Raw genomic sequence first — 19,630 nt, 5'->3', positions numbered from 1 at the left:
GGCGCCGCTCCCGGTGTCTGGCGTCGGGGGCGGTCGCCGCCTACATTCCGTTCATGGCCCGTTCTCCCCGGAATTCCTCCCAGACCACCCCGCAGGGGACGCGCAAGCCCGAGCATGTCCCGGGCGAGGCCGCCGGCGTGGCCGAGGCGCATGCGCCCTTCATCTTCGATCCCGCGGCGGCCAAGAACCGCCAGCCCATGTTCGCCCCCGTCACCGGCCCGCGCCTGACGCCGGAGGAAGCGCCGGGCAAGCCGTCCGACTGGGTACCGCACCGCCCGGACCGCCCGCAGGACCGCAAGTCCATCCCCTTCCGGCTGGAGACGCAGTACACGCCCGCCGGGGACCAGCCCTCCGCCATCGCCGAACTGGTCGCCACCGCCGAGACCGGCGAGCGGGATCAGGTGCTGCTCGGCGTCACGGGCTCCGGTAAGACCTTCACCATGGCCAAGGTCATCGAACAGACCCAGCGCCCGGCCCTGATCCTGGCCCCCAACAAGACCCTCGCGGCCCAGCTCTATTCCGAGTTCAAGAGCTTCTTCCCGGACAATGCGGTCGAGTATTTCGTCTCGTATTACGACTACTACCAACCCGAGGCCTACGTGCCCCGGACGGACACCTACATCGAGAAGGACAGCTCGATTAACGAGCAGATCGACCGCATGCGCCACTCGGCGACGCGGGCGATCCTCGAGCGGGACGACGTCATCGTCGTCGCCTCGGTCAGCTGCATCTACGGCATCGGGTCGGTCGAGACCTATACGGCGATGACCTTTACCCTGAAGGTCGGCGACCAGATCGACGAGAGCAAGCTGAGGGCCGACCTGATCGCGCTGCAGTACAAGCGCAACGACCTCAATTTCGAACGCGGCATGTTCAGGAAGCGCGGCGACGTGCTGGAGATCTTCCCGGTCCACATGGAGGACCGCGCCTGGCGCATCCAGCTGTTCGGCGACGAGGTCGAGAGCATCCAGGAGTTCGACCCCCTGACGGGCAAGAAGACCAACGACCTGACCGAGATCACCGTCTACGCCGCCAGCCACTACGTCACCCCGCGCCCCTCCCTCAATCAGGCCATGACCGGCATCAAGGCCGAGCTGAAGGAGACGCTCGACTGGATGGTCGAGAACGGCAAACTCCTCGAAGCCCAGCGCCTCGAGCAGCGCGTGCGCTTCGATCTGGAGATGATGGAGGCCACCGGTTCCTGCGCCGGCATCGAGAACTACAGCCGCTGGCTGACCGGCCGCGGGCCGGGGGAGCCGCCGCCCACCTTCTTCGAATACATCCCCGACAACGCCCTGCTGTTCCTCGACGAAAGCCACGTCACCGTCGGCCAGATCAGCGCCATGTACCGCGGCGACTACCGCCGCAAGTCGACCCTGGCCGAGTACGGCTTCCGCCTGCCCTCGGCGATCGACAACCGGCCGCTGAAGTTCGACGAGTGGGACGCCATGCGCCCCCAGACCGTCCACGTCTCGGCCACCCCCGGCGACTGGGAGATGGAGCGCACCGGCGGGATCTTCACCGAACAGGTCATCCGCCCCACCGGCCTGATTGACCCCCCGGTCGAGATCCGCCCGGTCAGTGGCGCGACGCGCAACCAGGTCGACGATGTCATCGACGAGGTGAAGGCCGTGGCCCGCCAGGGCTACCGCTCCCTCGTCACCGTCCTGACCAAGAAGATGGCCGAGGACCTGACGGAGTACATGCACGAGCAGGGCGTCCGCGTCCGCTACATGCACTCCGACGTCGACACCCTGGAGCGGATCGAGATCCTGCGCGACCTGCGCCTGGGCGCCTTCGACGTGCTGATCGGCATCAACCTGCTGCGCGAGGGCCTCGACATCCCCGAGTGCGGCCTGGTCGCCATCCTCGACGCCGACAAGGAGGGCTTCCTGCGGTCAGAGACGTCGCTGATCCAGACCATCGGCCGCGCCGCGCGGAACGTGGACGGCCGCGTCATCCTCTACGCCGACCGCATGACCGGCTCGATGGAGCGCGCCATCGCCGAGACCAACCGCCGGCGCGAGAAGCAGGTCGAATACAACACGGCGCACGGCATCACCCCGGAGTCGGTCAAGCGCGACATCAAGGAGATCCTGGCCAGCCCCTATGAGTCCCGCGAGATGGACCGCCTGACCAATCCGGGGATGAAGGACGAGTCCAAGCCCTTCATCGGCACGAACTTCCAGGCCGCCCTCAAGGACCTGGAAGGCCGCATGCGCAACGCCGCCGCCAACCTGGAATTCGAGGAGGCCGCCCGCCTGCGCGACGAGATCAAGAAGATGAAGCTGCTGGACCTGGAGTTCGCCAACGAAGTCCTGACCGGGGCGGGCGAGGAGGTCGACAAGGCGGCGCCGAAGCGGTGGCGGGCCGAGGCGGCGGCGGAGAAGGCGGAGGCGTTCAGGAAGGGGCGGTAGCGAGCGAGGCCGGTTGTCGGTGCGTGAACCGCTGCCCGCTGTCGAGATGCGGTGCTGAAGATCGTGCTGATCACGACCGTTCGAAGCCGTCCGTGCTCCAGCCTTCCGTGGCGACGCCGTGGTGAACGAAGAAGAGGCCCTCGGGATCGTACCGGGTCTTGGCGGCCGCCAGTCTTTCGTAGTTCCGTCCCCAGAAGGCGCGCTGCCAGTCGGCGTTGAAATAGTCGCTTTCAGACACGTAGGAGCCGGCGCCGGGGGCCGCCTTGCGCAGTTCGGCGGCGGCCAGTGCGACGCTCCGGGCGTCGTCGGCGGCCCGAACCGGGTCGGCGTTGCGGCCGACGGCCGGGAACACCGGCGGTCCGCCCGCCGAAATGATCGCCAGGGCGAAAGCCTCGAGGACGGCCGGGTTGGTGGCGGTGTCCCGACCCGCGGCGATGGCCGCCGGTGGCGCGCCCGCCAAACCCTTGTTGAAGTGCAGGCCGAAATCTCTGTGACGCGACGCCGCGAAGATGGCGTCGGTCAGTCGCGTCCGGCTTTCATCCAGCAACAGGGCCTGAGGCAACCAGACGGAATCGTAGGCGTGCAGGTATGCGTTGGCCTGTCCCTGATCACCCTTCCACCAGGCGTGATGGGCGGGGGCGCCGGGGCGAGGATCCGGGACCAGGGATTCGTTGTCGTCGATGCTCCACCAGCGCCGCGCTTCCATGACCCCGGCTCCCAGGTCCGAGGTGATCTCGATGTCAGGCGTCGCTCTCAGCCACGCGAAGAAGGGATCCCAATCGGCCCGGGCCGCCGCGCCGTCCAGACCCTGACAGCACATCGAAATTTCCAGGCTGTTGTCGCCTGAGAACTGAATCTGCTCACCCCAGTGTGGATTGAACAGCCGGGTTCTGTAGTGGTCGAGGAAACGGTCGATGAGCCCGCGATAGGCCTCATCCGATTTCGCGCGCACCTTGCCCCAGGCTGAACCGAACGCGGCGGGAAGATCGTGGGTTCTGAGCGTCACGCTGGTGATGACGCCCCAGCTGCCGCCGCCGCCGCCCTTGATGGACCAGAAGAGTTCGGGGTCGGATGCGGCGTTTACGGTCCGCACCTCGCCGTCGGCGGTCACGATCTCGGCCTGTAGCAGGTGTGATGCGGCCAGGCCGTAGCCCTTCGAGAAACTTCCGAATCCGCCGCTCTGGATCAGGCCGGCGACGCCGACGTCCGTGCATCCGCCGCCCTGGACATATCGGCCCGCCTCGTGGGTGACCGCCTGGTAAAGGTCGATCCACACGCAGCCCGCCTGCGCCGTCACGGCCGCGCAGGGGGATGACCGCCCCTCCATACCTGTCGGGACGAAGGCCTCATGAACCGAGATCGCGGTCATGGCGCGGGTCCAGATCAACAGGGAATCGGGCGCGTTGGATGTGCCCTGGTAGGAGTGACCCGCTCCCTTGACGACCAGACGCAGCTTGTGACGGCGGGCAAAGTCCACGCCCGCCGCGACATGCGCGGCGTTCTGGGCCCGGATGGCGTAGGCGCTGGGGGCCGGATCCCAGGCCTTGAACCAGCCCGTGACCTGCGTTCCGCCCGGCTGGTCGCCAATATAGAAGGGGTTCTGTGCATTCCGTATGAGGGTGTCGCAGTCCTCTCCGCGTTCAGGTCCGGTGCAGGGGGAGATGAAGGACGGGACGCTGATCAGGTTGCCCCCGACCTGGGCGTTCAGGCTGGTCCAGGCTTCCTGCGACGGCCAGCCGGCGTCTCCCGGCCGAACACGCCGGAAGGGGCCGACATCCCCGGACGCCCAGGCGGGAGAGACCAGGCCGAGCGCGGCCGCGGTCGATGCGCATCCCAGGAACTGACGTCGTCTCATGATTGCAGACTCCCTATGTCGTTGATCCGCGTAACCCGGTCGACCTTGGGGGCCATGACGGGCTGCGTCGGTCTTGCTAGAGAGCGGATCGACGGGGGCCTCCAGAGTGCATGACGTGAGCGGTCGGAAAGTGGGGACGAACGGCGGGGTCGAGGACGCCCGCCCCGCTCTCCCGGCCGCCGAAGAACGGGTCAGTCGTCAGGCTTGGCTCTTCGTCACGGTTCTGCTGGCTCTCGCCGCCCTGGCCACGATCGGTTCCGCCAGTTTTGTCCCTCGGGTCCAACGCGGATACGACCTGTGGGAGATCGTCCTCTGGGAAGTATCCAGCGCCCTGGCGGCGGTCGCTCTCGCCCCCTTCTGTTTTCACTTCTTCAGTCGCTTCGGCTGGAAGCGCATCGGGGTCTGGCGCTTCATCGGCTTGCAGACGGTCCTGGTCGTGGCGTTCTCGCTGGCGCACGTCATTGGAATGGTGCTGGTGCGGAAGGCCGTCTACGCCTCGCTCGGGCAAGACTATGATTTCACCGGCGGTCGCCCGCTGAGCGTCTTTGCTTATGAGTTCTGCAAGGACGCGTTCACCTATCTGGTTTTCCTGGTGTGTTTCTGGCGAGCGACTGGACGGCTGGCCGCCGCGACAATCGCCAGGATCGAGCCCTCTGTCGCCTCGCCCGTTGAACTGCGCGTCGATGGTCGACGTCGGTTCGTGATGCCGGATGAGATCACCTTCATCGAAGCGGCTGGAAACTATGTGGAGGTCCACGTCGGTGCTGAAACCCTTCTGGTTCGAGGCACGCTCGCCCGCTTCGAGGAAACCCTGAAGGCGTCGAATTTCGTCCGGGTTCATCGCCGTTTTCTGATCAATAGACGGCATGTGCATGACGTGGCCGGGACCACCTCCGGCAATTTCCGGATCGCGATGAAAGATGGCCGGGTTCTCGCCGCCAGCCGAAGATTCAAGTCCGGTTTGACCTAGCCGGTCCGCCGGTTGGAGCCGCCCGCTTTCCTCCGCCCGCCTTCACCCTGCTGCCACTCTGCTGTCAGCAGCGCTCCGCTATTCCCTCCGCCATAGCGTTGGCGGGAGGGCCATATGACCGACTTCAACTTCCAGACCGGTGACTGGCGCGTCCGCCATCGCAAGCTGAAGGGGCGGCTCGTCGGGTCGACGGAGTGGGTCGAGTTCGGCGGGACCTGTCGCGCCGTCGGGCTAATGGCCGGGGAGGCCAACGTCGAGGACCAGGTGCTGGAGGATCCCGACGGCGCCTATCGCGCGGCGGCGTTCCGGAGGCGCGATCCGGCGACCGGGGTCTGGTCGATCTGGTGGCACGACGGGCGCTCGGCTCAGGTCGATCCGCCCGTGCAGGGACGGTTCGAGGACGGCGTCGGCCGGTTCTTCGCCGAGGACAGCCTGGACGGACGGCTCATCCGGGTGCGGTTCACGTGGTCCGACATCACGGCGGCCAGCGCGCGGTGGGAGCAGGCCTTCTCCGCCGACGGCGGTGCCACCTGGGAGGTCAACTGGATCATGACCTTCGAACGGGTGGAGGGCGGCGAGGCGGGCTGAACGCGGACCGCGAACCGCCCCACCGCCCCACCGCCCCACCCGTCTGTCGCTGCGCGACAGCCACCCTCCCCATGAGGGGAGGGAGAACGAGGGCGTACGTCCGGTTTTGACGTATCGCCGGTTTATGGTTCGCGCATGGACTGGAGCGATCAGAAAATCCGCTCGGAAGAGACCTGGGACGAGATCCGTCGCCAGTGGGAGGCCGGGGAGACCGGGGCGTCGTTGGCGCGGCGGTATCAGGTCGGGCTGGCCAACCTGTGGCGGCGGCGGGCCTCGGAGAACTGGCTGCGGCCCGAGCGGGCCGATCCGACGCCGGAGCCCGTGGAAGGCTGGGACCGGTGGGCGCGGGCGCGGCTGGAGGCGTTCGAGCTACGGCTGGCCGAGACGCGGGCGGTGGCGATGAGCCTGGCCGCCGCCATGCGGGGCGAGGAGACGCCCGTGGGCGTGCCGCTATGGCACGTCGGCTTCGTGCTGGCGTGGCGGGCGGAAAACCTGGGCGAGGCGGTCGCGGCGAAGGACCGGGCGTGGCTGACCGGCAAGCATCCGTGGACCGAAGCCTTCTGGGACGACGCGGGGCGGTTGGGGCCGTCCGGCTATCTGGACGGGCTCACGCTGATGGCCAACCGGGAGGCGTGGCGGGAGGAGATGGAGCTGCCGGCGGGCGCGGCGGAAGATGTGCCGTAGGAGGCGGCATCTCGTCCTTCTCCCCTCGGGGGAGAAGGTGGGCGGCGGAGCCGCTCGGATGAGGGGGATGTCGGTGGAGGATGGCCGGAGGGCGGGGATGGAGCGGGCTTACCCCTCATCCGTCCCGCTGCGCGCGACACCTTCTCCCGCAAGGGGAGAAGGAAGACGTCAGACCGCGCCACGCCTGCGGGCAACAAAAAGGCGCGGAGGCCTTGGCCGCCGCGCCCGTTCTGTTCGACGTGGATGTCGATCCTTAGAGGATCTTCAGGTCCACGGCCGAGGTCTTGCCGCGCTGGGATTCCAGCTCGTATTCGACCTTGGCGTTTTCATCGAGGCCCGCGAGGCCGGCCTTCTGGACTGCGGTGATGTGGACGAAAACGTCCGAGCCGCCGCCGTCAGGCTGAATGAAACCGAAACCCTTAGTCGGGTTGAACCACTTGACCGTGCCGGTCGCCATAATGCGTCTCCGTAAACGCGCTTTCCAGGCGGATGCCCCGACGGGGTCATCCGTCAGCCCATCTGGACAAGCTCGTTCCGTAAGAAGGAGCGGTGCACGGGTGTGGAGGCCGCGCGAAATCCGGACTGCGGGCGAAGTTCTCTCCCGCAAAACCGGGCTGGTCAACAGCAAAGAGATTCGTTCTCAAGGCGAACATTATGAGCAGGGTTTAACCACACAGGCCACGTGGGGCGCCGTCGAGGTGCAGGTGGTCCTTGTGGGCCTCATTGTAATCCGGGGTCAGAACGGTCGAGAAGACCCGGCAGCCGCCTTCCCTGAGACGGTGCAGGAAGCGGCCCCCGGGCTCTCCGGCCTGGCCCTGGCCGGTCCAGTCATTGGCCACCGAGACGGTGCGGCCGTCCTCCAGGGTCACGCCGGCGACGTCCAGGGCGTTGGCGCGGGCGTGCTCGCTGGGCCGGTCCTGCGGGCGGTCGGAGTTGTAGATGCGGCGGCAGGCGTAGGAGCCGTAGTTGTCCACCCGGGCGACCTTCGAACCAAGGATTTCCTGCGCGGCGGGGCGCAGCACCTGTCGGTCCCAGATGACGTAGCGAACGGCCAGCGGGCACTGCATGATCAGGCCGCCGGGGGCCAGGGGGGTGATGTCGCCGCCGGTGATGCGCACGGCGCCGCGCACGATGCAGAAGCCGCCGTCGTCGCGGTCGGGCGCGCGCTCCACCGTGACGCCCGCGTCGCGCAGGATCTGGATGCAGGCGTCGGTGACGGCGGCGACCTCTTCCGGGGCGGCGGCGCGGGTGATTTCGAAGTCGTCGACCTTGGCGGCGGTGGCCTGGCCGATGGGGTGGCTGAGGTCCAGCGGCTTCCACGGCAGGTCCTGGGCCGGGGCGAAGGCGTTCAGCAGGGCGAAGGCCGCGCAGACGCCCAGCGCGGCCTCCCACATCAGGTTCCAGAAATCGGCGAAGTCGCGCTTCATGCCGGGAGCAGGGTTAACCGCCCCGGCGATGCAGGCAAGGCGGGATCAGACGGGGAAGGCGATCGGGACCAGCTTGGGGGGCAGAACCTGACAAGCGGCGCCGCCGGCAGGGCCGTCGTTGGTCAGGACGATCACCGCGCCACGGCGGCGCGGCGCGGCGACGGCGGTGCAGTGCCACATGGTGTTGGAGCCGTCGTGGCCCAGCACCGGACCGGGGCCGCCGACGCCGCCCCACCGCTGCTCGCGCACGCCCCAGCCGCAGGCGTAGGCCGGGGGATCGCCGGCGGGCGGGGTGGTCAGGCGGCCGAGGCTGTCGGCGCTCAGCCAACCGGACGCGCCGTCCATGATCGCGCCGACGAAGCGGGCGTAGTCGGCCAGGGTCATGTGGGCCGTGCCGGCGGGGCCCAGGGCGGCGGGATTGTCGGCGCCGGGGCTCTCGGGCGGGATGGCGGTGCGCTGGCCGTTGATCAGGCGATGGGCCCAGGGATTGTCGCGGCCCGGCGGCGGGCCGAAGCCGGCGCTGGTCAGGTTCAGCGGGGCGTAGAGTTCGGCGCGCATGGCGTCTTCCCACGATCCGCCGGTGATCCGCTCGATGGCGGCGCCGACGAGGATGTAGTTGGCGTTGCCGTAGGCGAAGGCGCCGCGCGGGCCGGACGGCGGGGCCGCCAGGACCTTTTCGGCCAGGGCCATGCGCTGGTCAGGCAGGCCGCGGGCGTCGGCGCGGGCGGCGATCAGCCAGTCGCGATTGATCACGGTCGGATCCAGAAGGCCGGCGCGGTGATGCATCAGGTCGTCGACGGTGGCGCCGGCCCAGCCGGCGTCCAGCGTCAGGCCGGGGAAGGCCTCGGCCAGGGGCATGGCCCAGCGGGCGCGGTCCTGCTCGACCAGCCGGGCGAAGACCGCGGCGGTCATGGCCTTGGTGTTGGAGCCCAGGTGCCAGCGGTCATCGAGGGTGACGGCCTCCGGTTCGCCGCTGCGCCGTACGCCGCGCACGCCGGACCAGCTGAGCGTTCCGTCGGTGACGATGCCGGCGGCCATGGCGGGCGGGCCGGCCGCGGCGAAGACCTCGTCCAGGGCGGCGTGGGCCAAGGCAGTGTCGGGGCCGACCTCCCGCGCGAAGGCGGCGCGGGGCAGGGCGCCCAGCAGGGGCAGGGCGGCGAGGCCGGTCAGCAGTCGGCGGCGGTCAGCGATCATCCGGAGAGGCTCCTGTATTGCGGCTGCAGGCTTAGCCTTAACACCGGCGCCGGACACGTGAGAACGCCGACAGGTTCCGGGCGCCGGGAGGGTCCGTCTGCAACGGCTCTGAACCGTTGGCGTTACATTGCCCTGAGCGCCATGGCGGCGCAGGGTGGGGCATGGCCAAGAGCAAGAACGACTACGACGACGCGCTGGAACGGCTCCAGATCGCGATCGTCGACACCCAGGCGTGGACGATCGACAACGGTCGGCGGACCCTGATCGTGTTCGAGGGGCGGGACTCGGCGGGCAAGGACGGGGCGATCAAGCGCCTGACCGAATACATGTCGCCGCGGCAGACGCGGGTCGTGGCCCTGCCCAAGCCGACCGAGCGCGAGACCACCCAATGGTATTTCCAGCGCTACGTCGCCCATCTGCCGGCGGCGGGAGAGACGATCATCCTGAACCGCTCCTGGTACAATCGGGGCGGGGTCGAGCCGGTGATGGGCTTTTGCACGCCGAAGCAGCACGAGCAGTTCCTGAAGGACGCGCCGCGCTTCGAGCGGATGCTGGCCGATGACGGGGTGACGATCATCAAGCTGTGGCTCGACATCTCCAAGGACGAGCAGGCCAAGCGGCTGGGCGAGCGGATCGAGGATCCGCTGAAGCGGTTCAAGGTGTCCTCGCTGGACGCGGAGGCGCAGGCGCGCTGGGACGCCTACAGCGCGGCCCGCGACCGCATGCTGGACGAGACTGACAGCAAGCACGCGCCGTGGAGCGTGGTGGCCACCGACGACAAGAAGACGGCGCGGCTGAACATCATCCGCCACATCCTGCGGACCATCGGCGGGCCGGGGGCGAAGGTCGAGGCGCCGGACAAGGCCGTGGTCTTCTCGCCCGCCAAGAACACCGACGGGCTGTTCCGCTAGAACCCTAACTCGGCGCGCAGGGTGGCGGGGGCGAGGCCCTCCGACCGCAGGTGGGCCAGGGTGACCGAGCCGTCGCGCTTGGCGTAGCGACGGCCGTCCTCGCCGATGACCAGCCGGTGGTGGCGGTAGACCGGCGTCGGCCAGCCCATCAGGGCCTGGATCAGGACCTGGATGTGGGTCGCCTCGAACAGGTCCTGCCCGCGGATGACGTGGGTGACGGCCTGCAGGGCGTCGTCGTGGGTGACGGCGACATGGTAGGCGGTCCCGGCGTCCTTGCGGGCCACGACCACGTCGCCGGCGGTGTCGGGCCGGGCCCGGATCAGGCCGCGTTCGCCCTCTCCCTCTTCGACGAAGGCCAGGGCGTCCCAGGCGCGGGCGCCCAGGGCCTCGCGGGCGCGGTCCAGCGACAGCCGCCAGGCGAAGGGCCGGCCCTCGGCGAGCAGGGCGGCTTCCTCGTCGGCGGGATGCGGGCCGGGACGGACCGCCTCCGCCATGCCGTGCGGGGCGTCGCCGATGGCGTCCAAGATCTCCTTGCGGGTGCGGAAGCAGCGATACAGCAGGCCGCGCCGGTCCAGCGTATCCACCACCGTGGCGTAGTCGGCCAGATGCTCGGACTGGCGCCGCACCGGCGTGTTCCAGTCCAGACCCAGCCAGGCCAGATCTTCCAGGATGCCGGCGTCGAACTCGGGCCTGCAGCGGGTGGGGTCGATGTCCTCGATCCGCAGCAGGAAGCGCCCGCCGGCGGTTCGCGCCGCCGTCCATGCGGTCAGGGCCGAGAAGGCATGACCCTTGTGCAGCCGTCCGGTCGGGGAGGGGGCGAACCGGGTGATCAGGGTCATCGCTTCGAACCTCGCGACTTTCGGCCTTCGTCACCGGCGAGCGCTTGCGCGAAGCCGCTTTGCCGGACGAGGTCATTCCCCTTGAACATGCCAAACGATTAGATCGCCCGCCCACGCCTGTCGATGAGGTCCCATGCCCGTTCCGCCCGACCCCGCGCAGATCGCCGCCGCCCGCGAGGCGCTGGTCGCGCTCGACCCCGCCCTGGACGAGGCGCACCGGTGCCTGCCGGTGTTTGACTGGCGGCTGAGAACCGGCGGCTTCGAGGGTCTGTTCCGGATGATCGTGGAACAGCAGGTCTCGGTGGCTTCGGCGAACGCCATCTGGAAACGGGTGGTCGACGGGCTGGAGGGTGAGGTGACGCCCGCCCGTGTGCTGGCCACGGACATCGAGACGCTGCGGTCTTTCGGCCTGTCGATCCAGAAGGCGACCTACGGCCATGAGATCGCCCGCGCCCACGTCGAGGGGCGGATCGACTTTGATCATCTGGAGACGCTGTCCGATGACGAGGCGGTGGCCCGGCTGGTGGCCATCAAGGGCGTCGGGCGATGGACGGCCGAGACCTTCCTGATGTTCTGCGAGGGGCGGACGGACGTCTTCCCCGGCGGGGACATCGCCCTGCAGGAGGCGATGCGGTGGGCGGACGGCGCGCCGCTGCGGCCCCGCGAAAAGGAGGCCAACCGCCGGGCCGAGGCGTGGAGCCCGCACCGCAGCGTCGCCGCCCATCTGCTGTGGGGCTGGTACGGGGCGGTGAAGCGCGGTGAGATCGCGCTGGAGAACCCGCCTGCCTAGAGCCTGATTCACGGCATCGATGGATCGCGAAGCGATTCCATCTCAACCGATCAGGCTCTAGGCGCTACAAGCGAAGCCATGACGCCGATCATCGATCCCGCCATTGCCAATCCCGAGACGGTTCTCGGCGCGCTCGACTTCGCGGGCGTGGCTGTCTTCGCCGCGACGGGCGCGCTGGCGGCGGCGCGGCAGAAGCATGACCTGGTCACCTTCTGCTTCTTCGGCGCGATCACCGGCGTGGGCGGCGGCACCCTGCGCGACCTGCTGATCGGGGCGCCGGTCTTCTGGGTGCAGGACTGGCGCTACATCGCCGTCTGCCTGGCCGCATCGGTCGCGGTCTGGCTGATCGGGGCGCGGCCCTGGCGCTTCCGCGCCCTGCTGTGGCTCGATGCGGTCGGGCTGGCCGCCTATGGCGTGATGGGCGCGGCCAAGGCGGGCGCCTTCGGCATCGCGCCGCTGATCTGCATCGTCATGGGCGCCCTGACGGCCTGTTTCGGCGGAGTGGTGCGCGACCTGCTGGCGGGCGAGCCGTCGATCCTGCTGCGGCGCGAGATCACCGTGTCCGCCGCCCTGCTGGCGGCCACCGTCTTTGTCATCGCCCGCGTGTTGGGTCTGGACATCTGGCCGGCGGCCATCGTCGGCGGCGCGCTGGGCTTCGGCCTGCGGGCCGGAGCGCTGGCCTGGGGCTGGAGCCTGCCGGCCTTTCCCGGCACCGTTGTCCGTCACTGAGGGAAGACCGGAATGACCTTATCGCTCGACGCCTTTGGCGACGCGCCCCGCTGGGCGTTTGGCGACAGCCCCGAGCTGGCGGACGAGCTTCTGGCCCTGGTCCTGGCGGGCGGAAAGCGGGCGACCTGTTCGTCGCTCACATCCTGCCAGGCCGACATCATGCCCACGGTCGGCGAACTGAGCGTGATCCTGGACGGGGCGGGAACGCCCACTTGCGTCATCCGCACGACCGAAGTCGAGATCATGCCCTTTCGCGAGGTGAGCGAGGACTTCATGCGCGCCGAGGGCGAGGGCGATCTGTCGCCCGAGTACTGGCGCACGGAGCACGAGGCCTATTATCGGCGAGAGGGGTATTTCTCGCCGGATATGCTGGTGGTGTGCGAGCGGTTTGAACTGGTCGGCCGCTTTTAGGCGGTCGTCACGAAAACGCTGCGGGCCGGTCATGGCGATGAAGGAGAATCAGGGCTACCGTTCCCTTGCCTGACTAGGGAAGGAGACGTGTCTTCAGTCCTGTCGCCTCCATAACCCTCCGTCACGCGGAGCGGACCTGATGCAGGTCCTCAGTCGCCCCCCGTCGGGTTGGCCCGCGCTGGTGTTGAACGCCGACTTCCGTCCGCTGTCCTACTACCCGCTGTCGATCTGGCCGTGGGAGGAGGTGGTCAAGGCGGTGTACCAGGACCGCGTCGACGTGGTCTCGGTCTACGACAAGGTCGTGCGCAGCCCGTCCATGGAGATCCAGCTGCCCAGCGTGATCGCGCTGAAGAGCTATGTGGATCAGGACCGGCAGCCCGCCTTCACCCGCTTCAACGTCTTCCTGCGCGATGGCTTCGCCTGCCAGTACTGCGGCGACAGCGCCGAGCTGACCTTCGACCACGTCATCCCGCGCTGCCGGGGCGGGCGCACGACGTGGGAGAACATCGTCGCCGCCTGCGGTCCCTGCAACCTGCGCAAGGGCGGCCGCACGCCCCAGCAGGCGCAGATGATGATCCGCCGCGCGCCGCATCGGCCCAGCGCCTGGCAGCTGCAGGAACACGGCCGCCGCTTCCCGCCGCACTACCTGCACCAGAGCTGGCTCGACTACCTGTACTGGGACATCGAGCTGGAGCCGTAGGTGCGGCGCCTCGCGCGGCGTGAACGGTTGGGCTAGCGTCGGTCGGCCCGTCAACGCGAATCCACGTCCGCCCGCGCGGTTCTCAACGCCTAACCAGCGAGTTCGGTATCGTTACCCAAGACTGGGTGATCGTTATCCGACGACGAGACGCCGGCGAACGCACCAAAAACTCCAGCGCGATTTTCAGAAGTAACTTCCGGCTTCGTCAAAATGCCGGTTCAAAACACGCTTCGAAAGTCATTCTGTACGGCGGGAAATACGACGAACAGTACGACGACCAAAATGATAGCGTCGATAATGCGCACGCAATTAGTACGACGTTCAAAACGTACTTCACAAAAATCTTCGTCAAACGTGCTAGCAACGAAGCCGTGAAAGTCACCAGTAAGTTGACTATCTTTCAACTGAGGTCTGAGCTTTTTCAGACGATGGTCATTTTTATTCCCTGTATGCTCAAAAATGGTGTTCAAAGACTGAAAAATGTCTTGCGCAGCGCGCGTGAGCGGTTCTAATGACCGTGCCGCATGGGATTCGCCCATACGACGACGGCCCCAGACGAAAGTCCGAGGCCGCTTGGTCGAGAAACCATCAGTGCCGGGGTTGCAGCCCCGACCCGCGAGAAAGGAGAGGTCCGATGAAGCAACATCGGTGGGCTCTGGCGGAGCCAGTCCGGAAGGACTGGACCCGTTATCCCATCCTCTTGTTAGAGGATTGAGGGGTGGTCTCGCGGGACCACCCCTTTTTATTGACCCGTTTTGCGGCTGCTGTCCAATCCCGATGGCATCAGTGGCCTCGGGAAGCCGCCAGCGCATCATCTGCGGCGGCGGTTGCTTCGTAGCGGCTTTCAGAGGGCGGCGTCGGCTTCAGAGACGGGGGCTCCGCACTACCTGCACCAGAGCTGGCTCGACTACCTGTACTGGGACATCGAGCTGGAGCCGTAGGCTTTTGGCCCGTACGCCGGATCAGCCGATCCGTGTCAGCCGCCGCAAACCCTCCTCCATCTCCCCGACCACCCGGTCGATGTGCGGATCCTCCCGCGACAGGCGGGCGTAGGCATCGAGGGGCGAGCCGGGCTCAAGCAGGTCCAGTCCGAGGCGATCGGCGGTGACCGCGACCGCGAACAGGGCGGGGGCCAGGGCGCAGTCGGCGATGGTGAGGTGATCGCAGAGGGCGTATCGCGGCCCCTCCAGCAGGCCATCGACCATCTGGAGGCCGTTCAGAAGATCCTCGACCGCGCGTCGCGCGCCCGCGCTGTCGGTTCGTGGATCGGCGAGCGTCACCACCGGCGGCATCAGATAGAGATCGACATGCTGCACCAGAAGCCGCGCGGTCGCCCGGTCAAAGACATCGACGGGCATCAGCGACGCAGGGCCCGGGAAACGCTCCTCCAGATATTCGAGCAGGACGGAGGACTCCCAAAGGGCGCCCCGGTCGTCGAGCAGCACCGGGACGCGGCCGGTCGGGTTCAGGTCCCGAAACTGGCGACTGTCGGGCCAGCCCGCGGGCGGCGGGACGATGTTGACCGGCAGGTCCTTGGCGTAGATCGCGATACGAACGCGGGCCGCGAACGGCGAAACCGGAAGGCTGATCAAGTCCATGTCGGGGGCTCCCCAAGGCCGGTTCCCGGAGAATCGGAGCCGGGCATTTTTCGGCCTGACCACCCTGAGTCAATGTCGGAGCGGGCTCCGCGAACCGGTCTTGGCGGCTCGTGATGATTTCCCGGAACGCCGCTCCCACCCCGACGTTGACGGCGGGTCCCGCTTGGCCCAGTCGAGACCTCATGAAAATCCGCGTCCGCGCCGACCTCGTCTACAGCTTCGATCCGCCCACCGACGCCATCTACAAAATCCAGGTCGCGCACTGGCCGGGGCAGCATGTGCTCGAGGAACGGCTGACGGCGACGCCGCATGTCGACTTCATCGAGGACGAGGACGACGAGTTCGGGGCCCGGACCCTGCGCGCCCACCTGACCGGCGAAGTGGCCCTGACCTATGAGGCGGTGGTCGACAACGGCACCCTGAAGGGCCTGCCGCCGGTGACGGTGCAGCACGACTGGAACGACCTGCCGCCCGAGGTGCTGACCTATCTGTGGCCCAGCCGTTATTGCCCGTCGGACCAGTTCGGGCGGTTCGTGGAGCGGACCTTCGGCGGCACCGTCGGCGGCGAGCGCGTGCTGGCCATCCTCGACTGGATCAAGACCAATATCGACTACGAGCCCGGCGCGTCGGACAGCGACACGACGGCAGCGCGGACCTTCATCGACCGGGCCGGGGTGTGCCGCGACTTCACCCACATGGGCCTCACCCTGTGCCGCGCCTCGGGCATTCCGGCGCGGGCGGTAAGCGCCTATGCGGACCAGCTGCAGCCGCCGGACTTCCACGCCATCTTCGAGGTCTGGCTGTCGGACGGCTGGTGGCTGGTCGATCCGACGGGGCTGGCCCCGGTCGAGGGCCTGGTGCGCATCGCCTGCGGCCGCGACGCCGGCGACATCGCCTTCCTGACGACGCAGGCGGGCTGTCGGCTGGTGCGGCAGTCGATCAGCGCGGCGGCGATCGACTAGCGGGGCTGTCGCCCCTTCCACACCTCGATGAAGTCCAGCTGCCGCAGGACCTTGTTCTGCGGGTCGATCAGGACATGGGCGCCCGCGGGCGCCGTGACCTGACCCCGGCCGCCGGTCATCGGCAAGGTGACGACGCGGCCGTCGATCTCGACCTCGACCGGCATGGGGAAGGTCCCGCCGTCGCCCGTGACCCACTCCAGCGTCAGCCGGTCGCCCTGGCGGGTCTGGCGCAGGTCGGGCAGGGCGGCCTGATACAGGTAGCTGCGGAAGAACCAGGTCAGGTCCCGGCCCGCCTCCTCGTTGACGATGGCCAGGAACTCATCGGTCGTCGCATAGCGGGTGGTGAAGTTTCCGGGGCGCGGGTCCGGGCGTCCGTAGATCAGCCGGGTCACCGACCGGAAGAAGGCCTCGTCGCCGATCAGCATGCGCAGCGAGTGCGCGATCAGGGATCCCTTGTAGTAGATGTCCAGCCCCGGGCCGAGGTCGCCCTTGTAGACCTCGTCCTCGGCCTTCTCCTGCCCCGAGACCACCGGGAAGCGGTTGATGAGCTTGTTGCGCTGGTCCAGCAACTCGGCCTGGAAATACCGATCGCCGTGCAGCCAGCGCAGGTAGAGGGGCTGCATGTAGCTGCCCAGACCCTCGTGCAGCCACATGTCGTCGGCGTTGCGGTTCGTCATCTGGTTGCCGAACCACTCGTGCGCCAGTTCGTGATGCAGCAGCCAATCGTAGCCCTTGCCGTCCAGCCGATAGCCGTTGCCGTAGGCGTTGATGGTCTGGTGCTCCATGCCCAGGTGCGGGGTCTCGACCACGCCCATCTTCTCGTCGCCGAAGGGGAAGGGGCCGACGGTGGCTTCGTAGAAGTCCATCATCGGCGTGAATTCGGCGAACAGGGCCTGCACCTTGGCCGGGTCGTCCGTGCGCAGATACCAGTAGGACATCGGGATCGTGTTGCCGAAGCGGCTGCGGTAGCCGGTCGTGGCCTCTTCGTACGGCCCGATGTTCAAGGCGATGGCGTAGGTGTTGGGATTGGCGGCCGACCAGTTCCAGGTGGTCCAGCCGTCGCCGTGATCCTGCTTGCCCATGAAGCGGCCGTTGGACGGGGCGGAAAGGTCCGAGGGGACGGTGATGTGCAGGTCGACCCGGCCCGGCTCGGCGAGCGGGCTGTCGATGCAGGGCCAGAAGATGTCGCAACCCTCGGGCTGGACAGCGGTGGCGATCCAAGGCTTGCCGTCGACGGTGGTGGCCCAGACGAAGCCGCCGTCCCACGGCGCATTGGGAGCCACGCGCGGCGCGCCGGCGTAGGCGATGCGCACCGCGACCTTGCCGCCCTCGGCGAGGGGTTCGGGCAGGCGGATGGTCATGCGGCCTTCCGGATTGCTCCAGCCGCCCGGCCCGACCTCGGCGCCGTCTATCTGCACCGACGAGACGGTCAGCAGGGTGTCCAGCTCCAGCACCACGGCGTCCAACGGGGCGGTGGCGGTGATGTCCAGCACGGCGACGGCGTCGATGGTCTTGTCGTCGGGGATGACCTTGATCGACAGATCCGCCCGGTCGATGCGCATGGCCAGTTGCTCGGACGTGCGCGGCTGATCGGTGCCGAGGGTGAAGTCGGTGGAGTCGCGGATGATTTCCGGAGTCGCGGCGTCCTGCGCGAAGACGGGCGCGGTGGTCAGGGCCAGGAGCGATACGCCCAGCAGCGCGGCGCGGCGGATGGATGCGGACATGGCGTGACTCCCCGACGAACAGGCGAGCAGACTGGCGGGGCGATGACCTTCACGCAACCGCCAAGGCGGCGTCTCAGACGTCCAGTCCGCGCGCCTTGCGCTGGGTCTTCGTCGCGCGCCGGGCCCAGGCCTTGTCGATCTGTTCGCGCAGCCGGTCGTCGTCGGCCACGGCGTAGCGGACCAGCACCGCGGGCCAGCCCTCGTAGTGCGGCGTCTGGAAATAGGTCCCCGGCTCGGTCTCCTTGAGGAAGTCGACCGTGCCGAGGTCCAGCGCCAGGGCAAGCGCATCGGGCTCACGCCCCTCGTTGACGATCCAGTGGCCGCGCACGCGCACGCAGCGCCCGCCGTGCAGGGTCGAATCCTCGGCCCCCGGCTGGGTCAGGGCGTAGGCGAACATTTCGTCGCGGGTCATGGGCGCAGGATGCGCCGCATTCCGCGCAAAGCAAAAGGGCCGGTGTTTCCACCGGCCCCTTCAAACTTGAGTGTCGTCGCGGATCAGGCGGCGGCGGCTTGTTCAGCCAGCTTGGCCTTGATCTGGCGCTTGATGCGCTGGGCGGTGATCGACAGCTGCTCGTCGCGAGCCTTGACGATGAAGGCGTCCAGGCCGCCCTTGTAGTCGAGGGTGCGCAGGGCGGCGTTCGAGATCCGCAGCGAGAAGCTTTGGCCCAGGGCGTCCGAGCTGACCTTGACCGCCTTCAGCGACGGCAGGAACCGGCGCTTGGTCTTGATGTTCGAGTGGCTCACGCTGTGGCCGACCATCGGGCCGATACCGGTGAGTTCGCAACGACGCGACATCTGACTATCCTTCGGAGCCGTCCGCGAAATCTACGGACGCATGAAACAGGTGCGCGCGGGAGGACATCCCGCGCGAGAGGTGGGGCGTATAGAGGAAGAGTCTGCCGGGCGTCAAGGCATCAGGACGCGGGGGGAGCCGTTCAGCCCCTGTTCAATTGCCGCCATATATCCCCTGTAGTCACAATGAACCAACCGTCCGAGGGGCCACCTGATGAAGACCGTCCTGACCCGAGCCGCCGCCGTCGCCCTGCCCGCGATCATCGGCGCCCTGTTCCTGGCGGCGCCCGCGACCCCGCAGGCGGCCATGGCGGCGCAGACCAGCGGCGACACCGTCCTGCCCGGTTATTGGGAATATACGACCAGCGCCGTGGGCGTGCGTGACACCGAACAGAAGTGCGTCCGCCCCAGCGAGATCAACCGCTTCTTCGGCGGCCTGTCGACGCGCCGCTGGCGCTGCACCTATCCGGTGCGCCAGGTGGGCGGCGGCAACGCCCGCTTCGAGGGCACCTGCACCGATCACAAGAACCGCCGGGTGAATGTGCGCCTGAACGGCACCTACACGCAGGAAAGCTTCACCTTCCGCGGCGGGGCGCAGCTGGCGCGCGGCACGCCCTATCTGCCGGCCTCCATCACCGCGCGGCGCCTGGCGGCGACCTGCCCGGCCGACGCCGAATACTTCTGAAACGGCGTCAGTCGACGATGATGCGGTTCGGCCGACCGTCGAGCCGCAGGCAGTACAGGCCGCTGTGGGTGTCGGTGCGCCAAGCGTAGGCGTAGCCGCGGTTCCTGATCTGGCCGACCTCGCAGCGGGCCATGTTGCCCGGCAGCTGTGTCCTGCTGACCCGTGCGCCGGCATAGCCCGCGTCCGCCAGCGCCTGCCGGGATGTGGCCAGCCGTTCGGTGATGGGGCGGTTCAGAACCGTCCCGAGCGCGATCAAGGCCACGAACACCGCCGCGGTCACGGTCCAGCGCAGCCAGCGTCTTGAGGCGTTCGCCTGATTGCTCATGCTCGTCTGGTTCCGATGGGGATCGCCGG

22 protein-coding genes are annotated in these 19,630 nt (G+C 68.1%); 11 read left to right on the top strand and 11 right to left on the bottom strand.

Annotated elements, in window-relative coordinates:
* The first annotated feature begins 53 nt into the window (after nt 1–53).
* On the top strand, nt 54–2,417 hold the full coding sequence (gene uvrB, locus AC1RRF_RS12230; RefSeq protein WP_492834890.1) for an excinuclease ABC subunit UvrB: 2,364 nt from the start codon (nt 54–56) through the stop codon (nt 2,415–2,417).
* A 70-nt stretch (nt 2,418–2,487) separates the two neighbouring features.
* Here the strand turns inward: uvrB and AC1RRF_RS12225 are convergent, their stop codons facing one another.
* Nucleotides 2,488–4,272, bottom strand: a complete 1,785-nt coding sequence (locus tag AC1RRF_RS12225) for an FAD-binding oxidoreductase (RefSeq protein WP_492834888.1) — start codon at nt 4,270–4,272, stop codon at nt 2,488–2,490.
* 106 nt (nt 4,273–4,378) lie between these two features.
* On the opposite strand from AC1RRF_RS12225, the gene AC1RRF_RS12220 reads away from it, so the two are divergent.
* From AC1RRF_RS12220 to AC1RRF_RS12210, 3 genes are all read left to right on the top strand, one after another.
* A complete protein-coding gene (locus AC1RRF_RS12220; RefSeq protein WP_492834886.1) occupies nt 4,379–5,242 on the top strand; it encodes a LytR/AlgR family response regulator transcription factor in 864 nt (287 codons plus the stop codon).
* Nucleotides 5,243–5,356: 114 nt separating this feature from the next.
* A complete protein-coding gene (locus AC1RRF_RS12215) occupies nt 5,357–5,830 on the top strand; it encodes a DUF1579 domain-containing protein (protein ID WP_492834884.1) in 474 nt (157 codons plus the stop codon).
* Between the two features lie 135 nt (nt 5,831–5,965).
* Nucleotides 5,966–6,514, top strand: coding sequence for a hypothetical protein (locus tag AC1RRF_RS12210; protein WP_492834882.1), 549 nt, complete (start codon nt 5,966–5,968; stop codon nt 6,512–6,514).
* A gap of 253 nt (nt 6,515–6,767) precedes the next feature.
* Here the strand turns inward: AC1RRF_RS12210 and AC1RRF_RS12205 are convergent, their stop codons facing one another.
* The 3 genes from AC1RRF_RS12205 to AC1RRF_RS12195 all read right to left on the bottom strand — a co-directional run bounded on the left by AC1RRF_RS12205 (nt 6,768) and on the right by AC1RRF_RS12195 (nt 9,135).
* Nucleotides 6,768–6,971, bottom strand: coding sequence for a cold-shock protein (locus tag AC1RRF_RS12205; RefSeq protein ID WP_291837410.1), 204 nt, complete (start codon nt 6,969–6,971; stop codon nt 6,768–6,770).
* A 208-nt stretch (nt 6,972–7,179) separates the two neighbouring features.
* Nucleotides 7,180–7,941 (bottom strand): extensin-like domain-containing protein, encoded by a 762-nt coding sequence (locus tag AC1RRF_RS12200; RefSeq protein ID WP_492834879.1) that lies wholly within the window; start codon nt 7,939–7,941, stop codon nt 7,180–7,182.
* A gap of 45 nt (nt 7,942–7,986) precedes the next feature.
* Nucleotides 7,987–9,135 (bottom strand): serine hydrolase domain-containing protein, encoded by a 1,149-nt coding sequence (locus tag AC1RRF_RS12195; protein ID WP_492834877.1) that lies wholly within the window; start codon nt 9,133–9,135, stop codon nt 7,987–7,989.
* A 161-nt stretch (nt 9,136–9,296) separates the two neighbouring features.
* Here AC1RRF_RS12195 and ppk2 point away from each other — a divergent pair, with 161 nt between their 5' ends.
* Nucleotides 9,297–10,046 carry a polyphosphate kinase 2 gene (ppk2, locus tag AC1RRF_RS12190; protein WP_492834875.1) on the top strand — a complete coding sequence of 250 codons (750 nt, stop codon included), beginning with the start codon at nt 9,297–9,299 and terminating at the stop codon, nt 10,044–10,046.
* Here the strand turns inward: ppk2 and gluQRS are convergent.
* A complete protein-coding gene (gluQRS, locus tag AC1RRF_RS12185; RefSeq protein WP_492834873.1) occupies nt 10,043–10,885 on the bottom strand; it encodes a tRNA glutamyl-Q(34) synthetase GluQRS in 843 nt (280 codons plus the stop codon). The genes ppk2 and gluQRS overlap by 4 nt on opposite strands.
* Before the next feature lie 133 nt (nt 10,886–11,018).
* Between gluQRS and AC1RRF_RS12180 the strand changes: the two genes are divergently transcribed.
* The 4 genes from AC1RRF_RS12180 to AC1RRF_RS12165 all read left to right on the top strand — a co-directional run bounded on the left by AC1RRF_RS12180 (nt 11,019) and on the right by AC1RRF_RS12165 (nt 13,515).
* Nucleotides 11,019–11,675, top strand: a complete 657-nt coding sequence (locus tag AC1RRF_RS12180; RefSeq protein ID WP_492834871.1) for a DNA-3-methyladenine glycosylase family protein — start codon at nt 11,019–11,021, stop codon at nt 11,673–11,675.
* Nucleotides 11,676–11,753: 78 nt separating this feature from the next.
* Complete coding sequence (locus AC1RRF_RS12175) at nt 11,754–12,404, top strand: trimeric intracellular cation channel family protein (protein ID WP_492834869.1); 651 nt, start codon at nt 11,754–11,756, stop codon at nt 12,402–12,404.
* A 12-nt stretch (nt 12,405–12,416) separates the two neighbouring features.
* Complete coding sequence (locus tag AC1RRF_RS12170; protein ID WP_492834867.1) at nt 12,417–12,815, top strand: ASCH domain-containing protein; 399 nt, start codon at nt 12,417–12,419, stop codon at nt 12,813–12,815.
* Between the two features lie 139 nt (nt 12,816–12,954).
* On the top strand, nt 12,955–13,515 hold the full coding sequence (locus AC1RRF_RS12165; protein WP_291837425.1) for an HNH endonuclease: 561 nt from the start codon (nt 12,955–12,957) through the stop codon (nt 13,513–13,515).
* A gap of 218 nt (nt 13,516–13,733) precedes the next feature.
* Here the strand turns inward: AC1RRF_RS12165 and AC1RRF_RS12160 are convergent, their stop codons facing one another.
* Together AC1RRF_RS12160 and AC1RRF_RS12155 are read right to left on the bottom strand one after the other, a co-directional pair.
* Nucleotides 13,734–14,054, bottom strand: coding sequence for a hypothetical protein (locus AC1RRF_RS12160; protein WP_492834865.1), 321 nt, complete (start codon nt 14,052–14,054; stop codon nt 13,734–13,736).
* A 423-nt stretch (nt 14,055–14,477) separates the two neighbouring features.
* Nucleotides 14,478–15,113, bottom strand: coding sequence for a glutathione S-transferase family protein (locus AC1RRF_RS12155; protein WP_492834863.1), 636 nt, complete (start codon nt 15,111–15,113; stop codon nt 14,478–14,480).
* Between the two features lie 182 nt (nt 15,114–15,295).
* On the opposite strand from AC1RRF_RS12155, the gene AC1RRF_RS12150 reads away from it, so the two are divergent.
* Nucleotides 15,296–16,075 carry a transglutaminase-like domain-containing protein gene (locus AC1RRF_RS12150; protein ID WP_492834861.1) on the top strand — a complete coding sequence of 260 codons (780 nt, stop codon included), beginning with the start codon at nt 15,296–15,298 and terminating at the stop codon, nt 16,073–16,075.
* On the opposite strand, the gene AC1RRF_RS12145 is transcribed toward AC1RRF_RS12150, so the two are convergent.
* The 3 genes from AC1RRF_RS12145 to rpmB form a co-directional block, all read right to left on the bottom strand.
* The gene (locus AC1RRF_RS12145) at nt 16,072–17,799 is read right to left on the bottom strand and encodes a M1 family metallopeptidase (protein WP_492834859.1); all 1,728 of its coding nucleotides are present in this window, start codon (nt 17,797–17,799) and stop codon (nt 16,072–16,074) included. The two genes, AC1RRF_RS12150 and AC1RRF_RS12145, sit on opposite strands and share 4 nt — an antisense overlap.
* Before the next feature lie 73 nt (nt 17,800–17,872).
* Nucleotides 17,873–18,211 (bottom strand): MmcQ/YjbR family DNA-binding protein, encoded by a 339-nt coding sequence (locus AC1RRF_RS12140; protein WP_492834857.1) that lies wholly within the window; start codon nt 18,209–18,211, stop codon nt 17,873–17,875.
* An 83-nt stretch (nt 18,212–18,294) separates the two neighbouring features.
* Nucleotides 18,295–18,594 carry a 50S ribosomal protein L28 gene (gene rpmB / locus AC1RRF_RS12135; RefSeq protein WP_492834855.1) on the bottom strand — a complete coding sequence of 100 codons (300 nt, stop codon included), beginning with the start codon at nt 18,592–18,594 and terminating at the stop codon, nt 18,295–18,297.
* Between the two features lie 211 nt (nt 18,595–18,805).
* Here rpmB and AC1RRF_RS12130 point away from each other — a divergent pair, with 211 nt between their 5' ends.
* Nucleotides 18,806–19,276, top strand: a complete 471-nt coding sequence (locus AC1RRF_RS12130) for a DUF3617 domain-containing protein (RefSeq protein WP_492834853.1) — start codon at nt 18,806–18,808, stop codon at nt 19,274–19,276.
* 7 nt (nt 19,277–19,283) lie between these two features.
* On the opposite strand, the gene AC1RRF_RS12125 is transcribed toward AC1RRF_RS12130, so the two are convergent.
* Complete coding sequence (locus AC1RRF_RS12125; RefSeq protein ID WP_492834851.1) at nt 19,284–19,601, bottom strand: phage holin family protein; 318 nt, start codon at nt 19,599–19,601, stop codon at nt 19,284–19,286.
* Nucleotides 19,602–19,630: the final 29 nt, after the last annotated feature.

The sequence above is a fragment of the Brevundimonas sp. GW821-FHT12C05 genome (assembly GCF_058807475.1).
The sequence above is the reverse complement of the archived record's forward strand: the minus strand, read 5'-3'. Positions and strand labels throughout refer to the sequence as shown.

Excerpts from the sequence above, each read along its gene's own strand:
- uvrB (WP_492834890.1), top strand. The coding sequence starts at position 54 with ATGGCCCGTTCTCCCCGGAATTCCTCCCAGACCACCCCGCAGGGGACG.
- AC1RRF_RS12225 (WP_492834888.1), bottom strand. The coding sequence starts at position 4,272 with ATGAGACGACGTCAGTTCCTGGGATGCGCATCGACCGCGGCCGCGCTC.
- AC1RRF_RS12215 (WP_492834884.1), top strand. The coding sequence starts at position 5,357 with ATGACCGACTTCAACTTCCAGACCGGTGACTGGCGCGTCCGCCATCGC.
- AC1RRF_RS12210 (WP_492834882.1), top strand. The coding sequence starts at position 5,966 with ATGGACTGGAGCGATCAGAAAATCCGCTCGGAAGAGACCTGGGACGAG.
- AC1RRF_RS12205 (WP_291837410.1), bottom strand. The coding sequence starts at position 6,971 with ATGGCGACCGGCACGGTCAAGTGGTTCAACCCGACTAAGGGTTTCGGT.
- AC1RRF_RS12200 (WP_492834879.1), bottom strand. The coding sequence starts at position 7,941 with ATGAAGCGCGACTTCGCCGATTTCTGGAACCTGATGTGGGAGGCCGCG.
- AC1RRF_RS12195 (WP_492834877.1), bottom strand. The coding sequence starts at position 9,135 with ATGATCGCTGACCGCCGCCGACTGCTGACCGGCCTCGCCGCCCTGCCC.
- ppk2 (WP_492834875.1), top strand. The coding sequence starts at position 9,297 with ATGGCCAAGAGCAAGAACGACTACGACGACGCGCTGGAACGGCTCCAG.
- gluQRS (WP_492834873.1), bottom strand. The coding sequence starts at position 10,885 with ATGACCCTGATCACCCGGTTCGCCCCCTCCCCGACCGGACGGCTGCAC.
- AC1RRF_RS12180 (WP_492834871.1), top strand. The coding sequence starts at position 11,019 with ATGCCCGTTCCGCCCGACCCCGCGCAGATCGCCGCCGCCCGCGAGGCG.
- AC1RRF_RS12175 (WP_492834869.1), top strand. The coding sequence starts at position 11,754 with ATGACGCCGATCATCGATCCCGCCATTGCCAATCCCGAGACGGTTCTC.
- AC1RRF_RS12170 (WP_492834867.1), top strand. The coding sequence starts at position 12,417 with ATGACCTTATCGCTCGACGCCTTTGGCGACGCGCCCCGCTGGGCGTTT.
- AC1RRF_RS12165 (WP_291837425.1), top strand. The coding sequence starts at position 12,955 with ATGCAGGTCCTCAGTCGCCCCCCGTCGGGTTGGCCCGCGCTGGTGTTG.
- AC1RRF_RS12160 (WP_492834865.1), bottom strand. The coding sequence starts at position 14,054 with ATGGGCGAATCCCATGCGGCACGGTCATTAGAACCGCTCACGCGCGCT.
- AC1RRF_RS12155 (WP_492834863.1), bottom strand. The coding sequence starts at position 15,113 with ATGGACTTGATCAGCCTTCCGGTTTCGCCGTTCGCGGCCCGCGTTCGT.
- AC1RRF_RS12150 (WP_492834861.1), top strand. The coding sequence starts at position 15,296 with ATGAAAATCCGCGTCCGCGCCGACCTCGTCTACAGCTTCGATCCGCCC.
- AC1RRF_RS12145 (WP_492834859.1), bottom strand. The coding sequence starts at position 17,799 with ATGTCCGCATCCATCCGCCGCGCCGCGCTGCTGGGCGTATCGCTCCTG.
- AC1RRF_RS12140 (WP_492834857.1), bottom strand. The coding sequence starts at position 18,211 with ATGACCCGCGACGAAATGTTCGCCTACGCCCTGACCCAGCCGGGGGCC.
- rpmB (WP_492834855.1), bottom strand. The coding sequence starts at position 18,594 with ATGTCGCGTCGTTGCGAACTCACCGGTATCGGCCCGATGGTCGGCCAC.
- AC1RRF_RS12130 (WP_492834853.1), top strand. The coding sequence starts at position 18,806 with ATGAAGACCGTCCTGACCCGAGCCGCCGCCGTCGCCCTGCCCGCGATC.
- AC1RRF_RS12125 (WP_492834851.1), bottom strand. The coding sequence starts at position 19,601 with ATGAGCAATCAGGCGAACGCCTCAAGACGCTGGCTGCGCTGGACCGTG.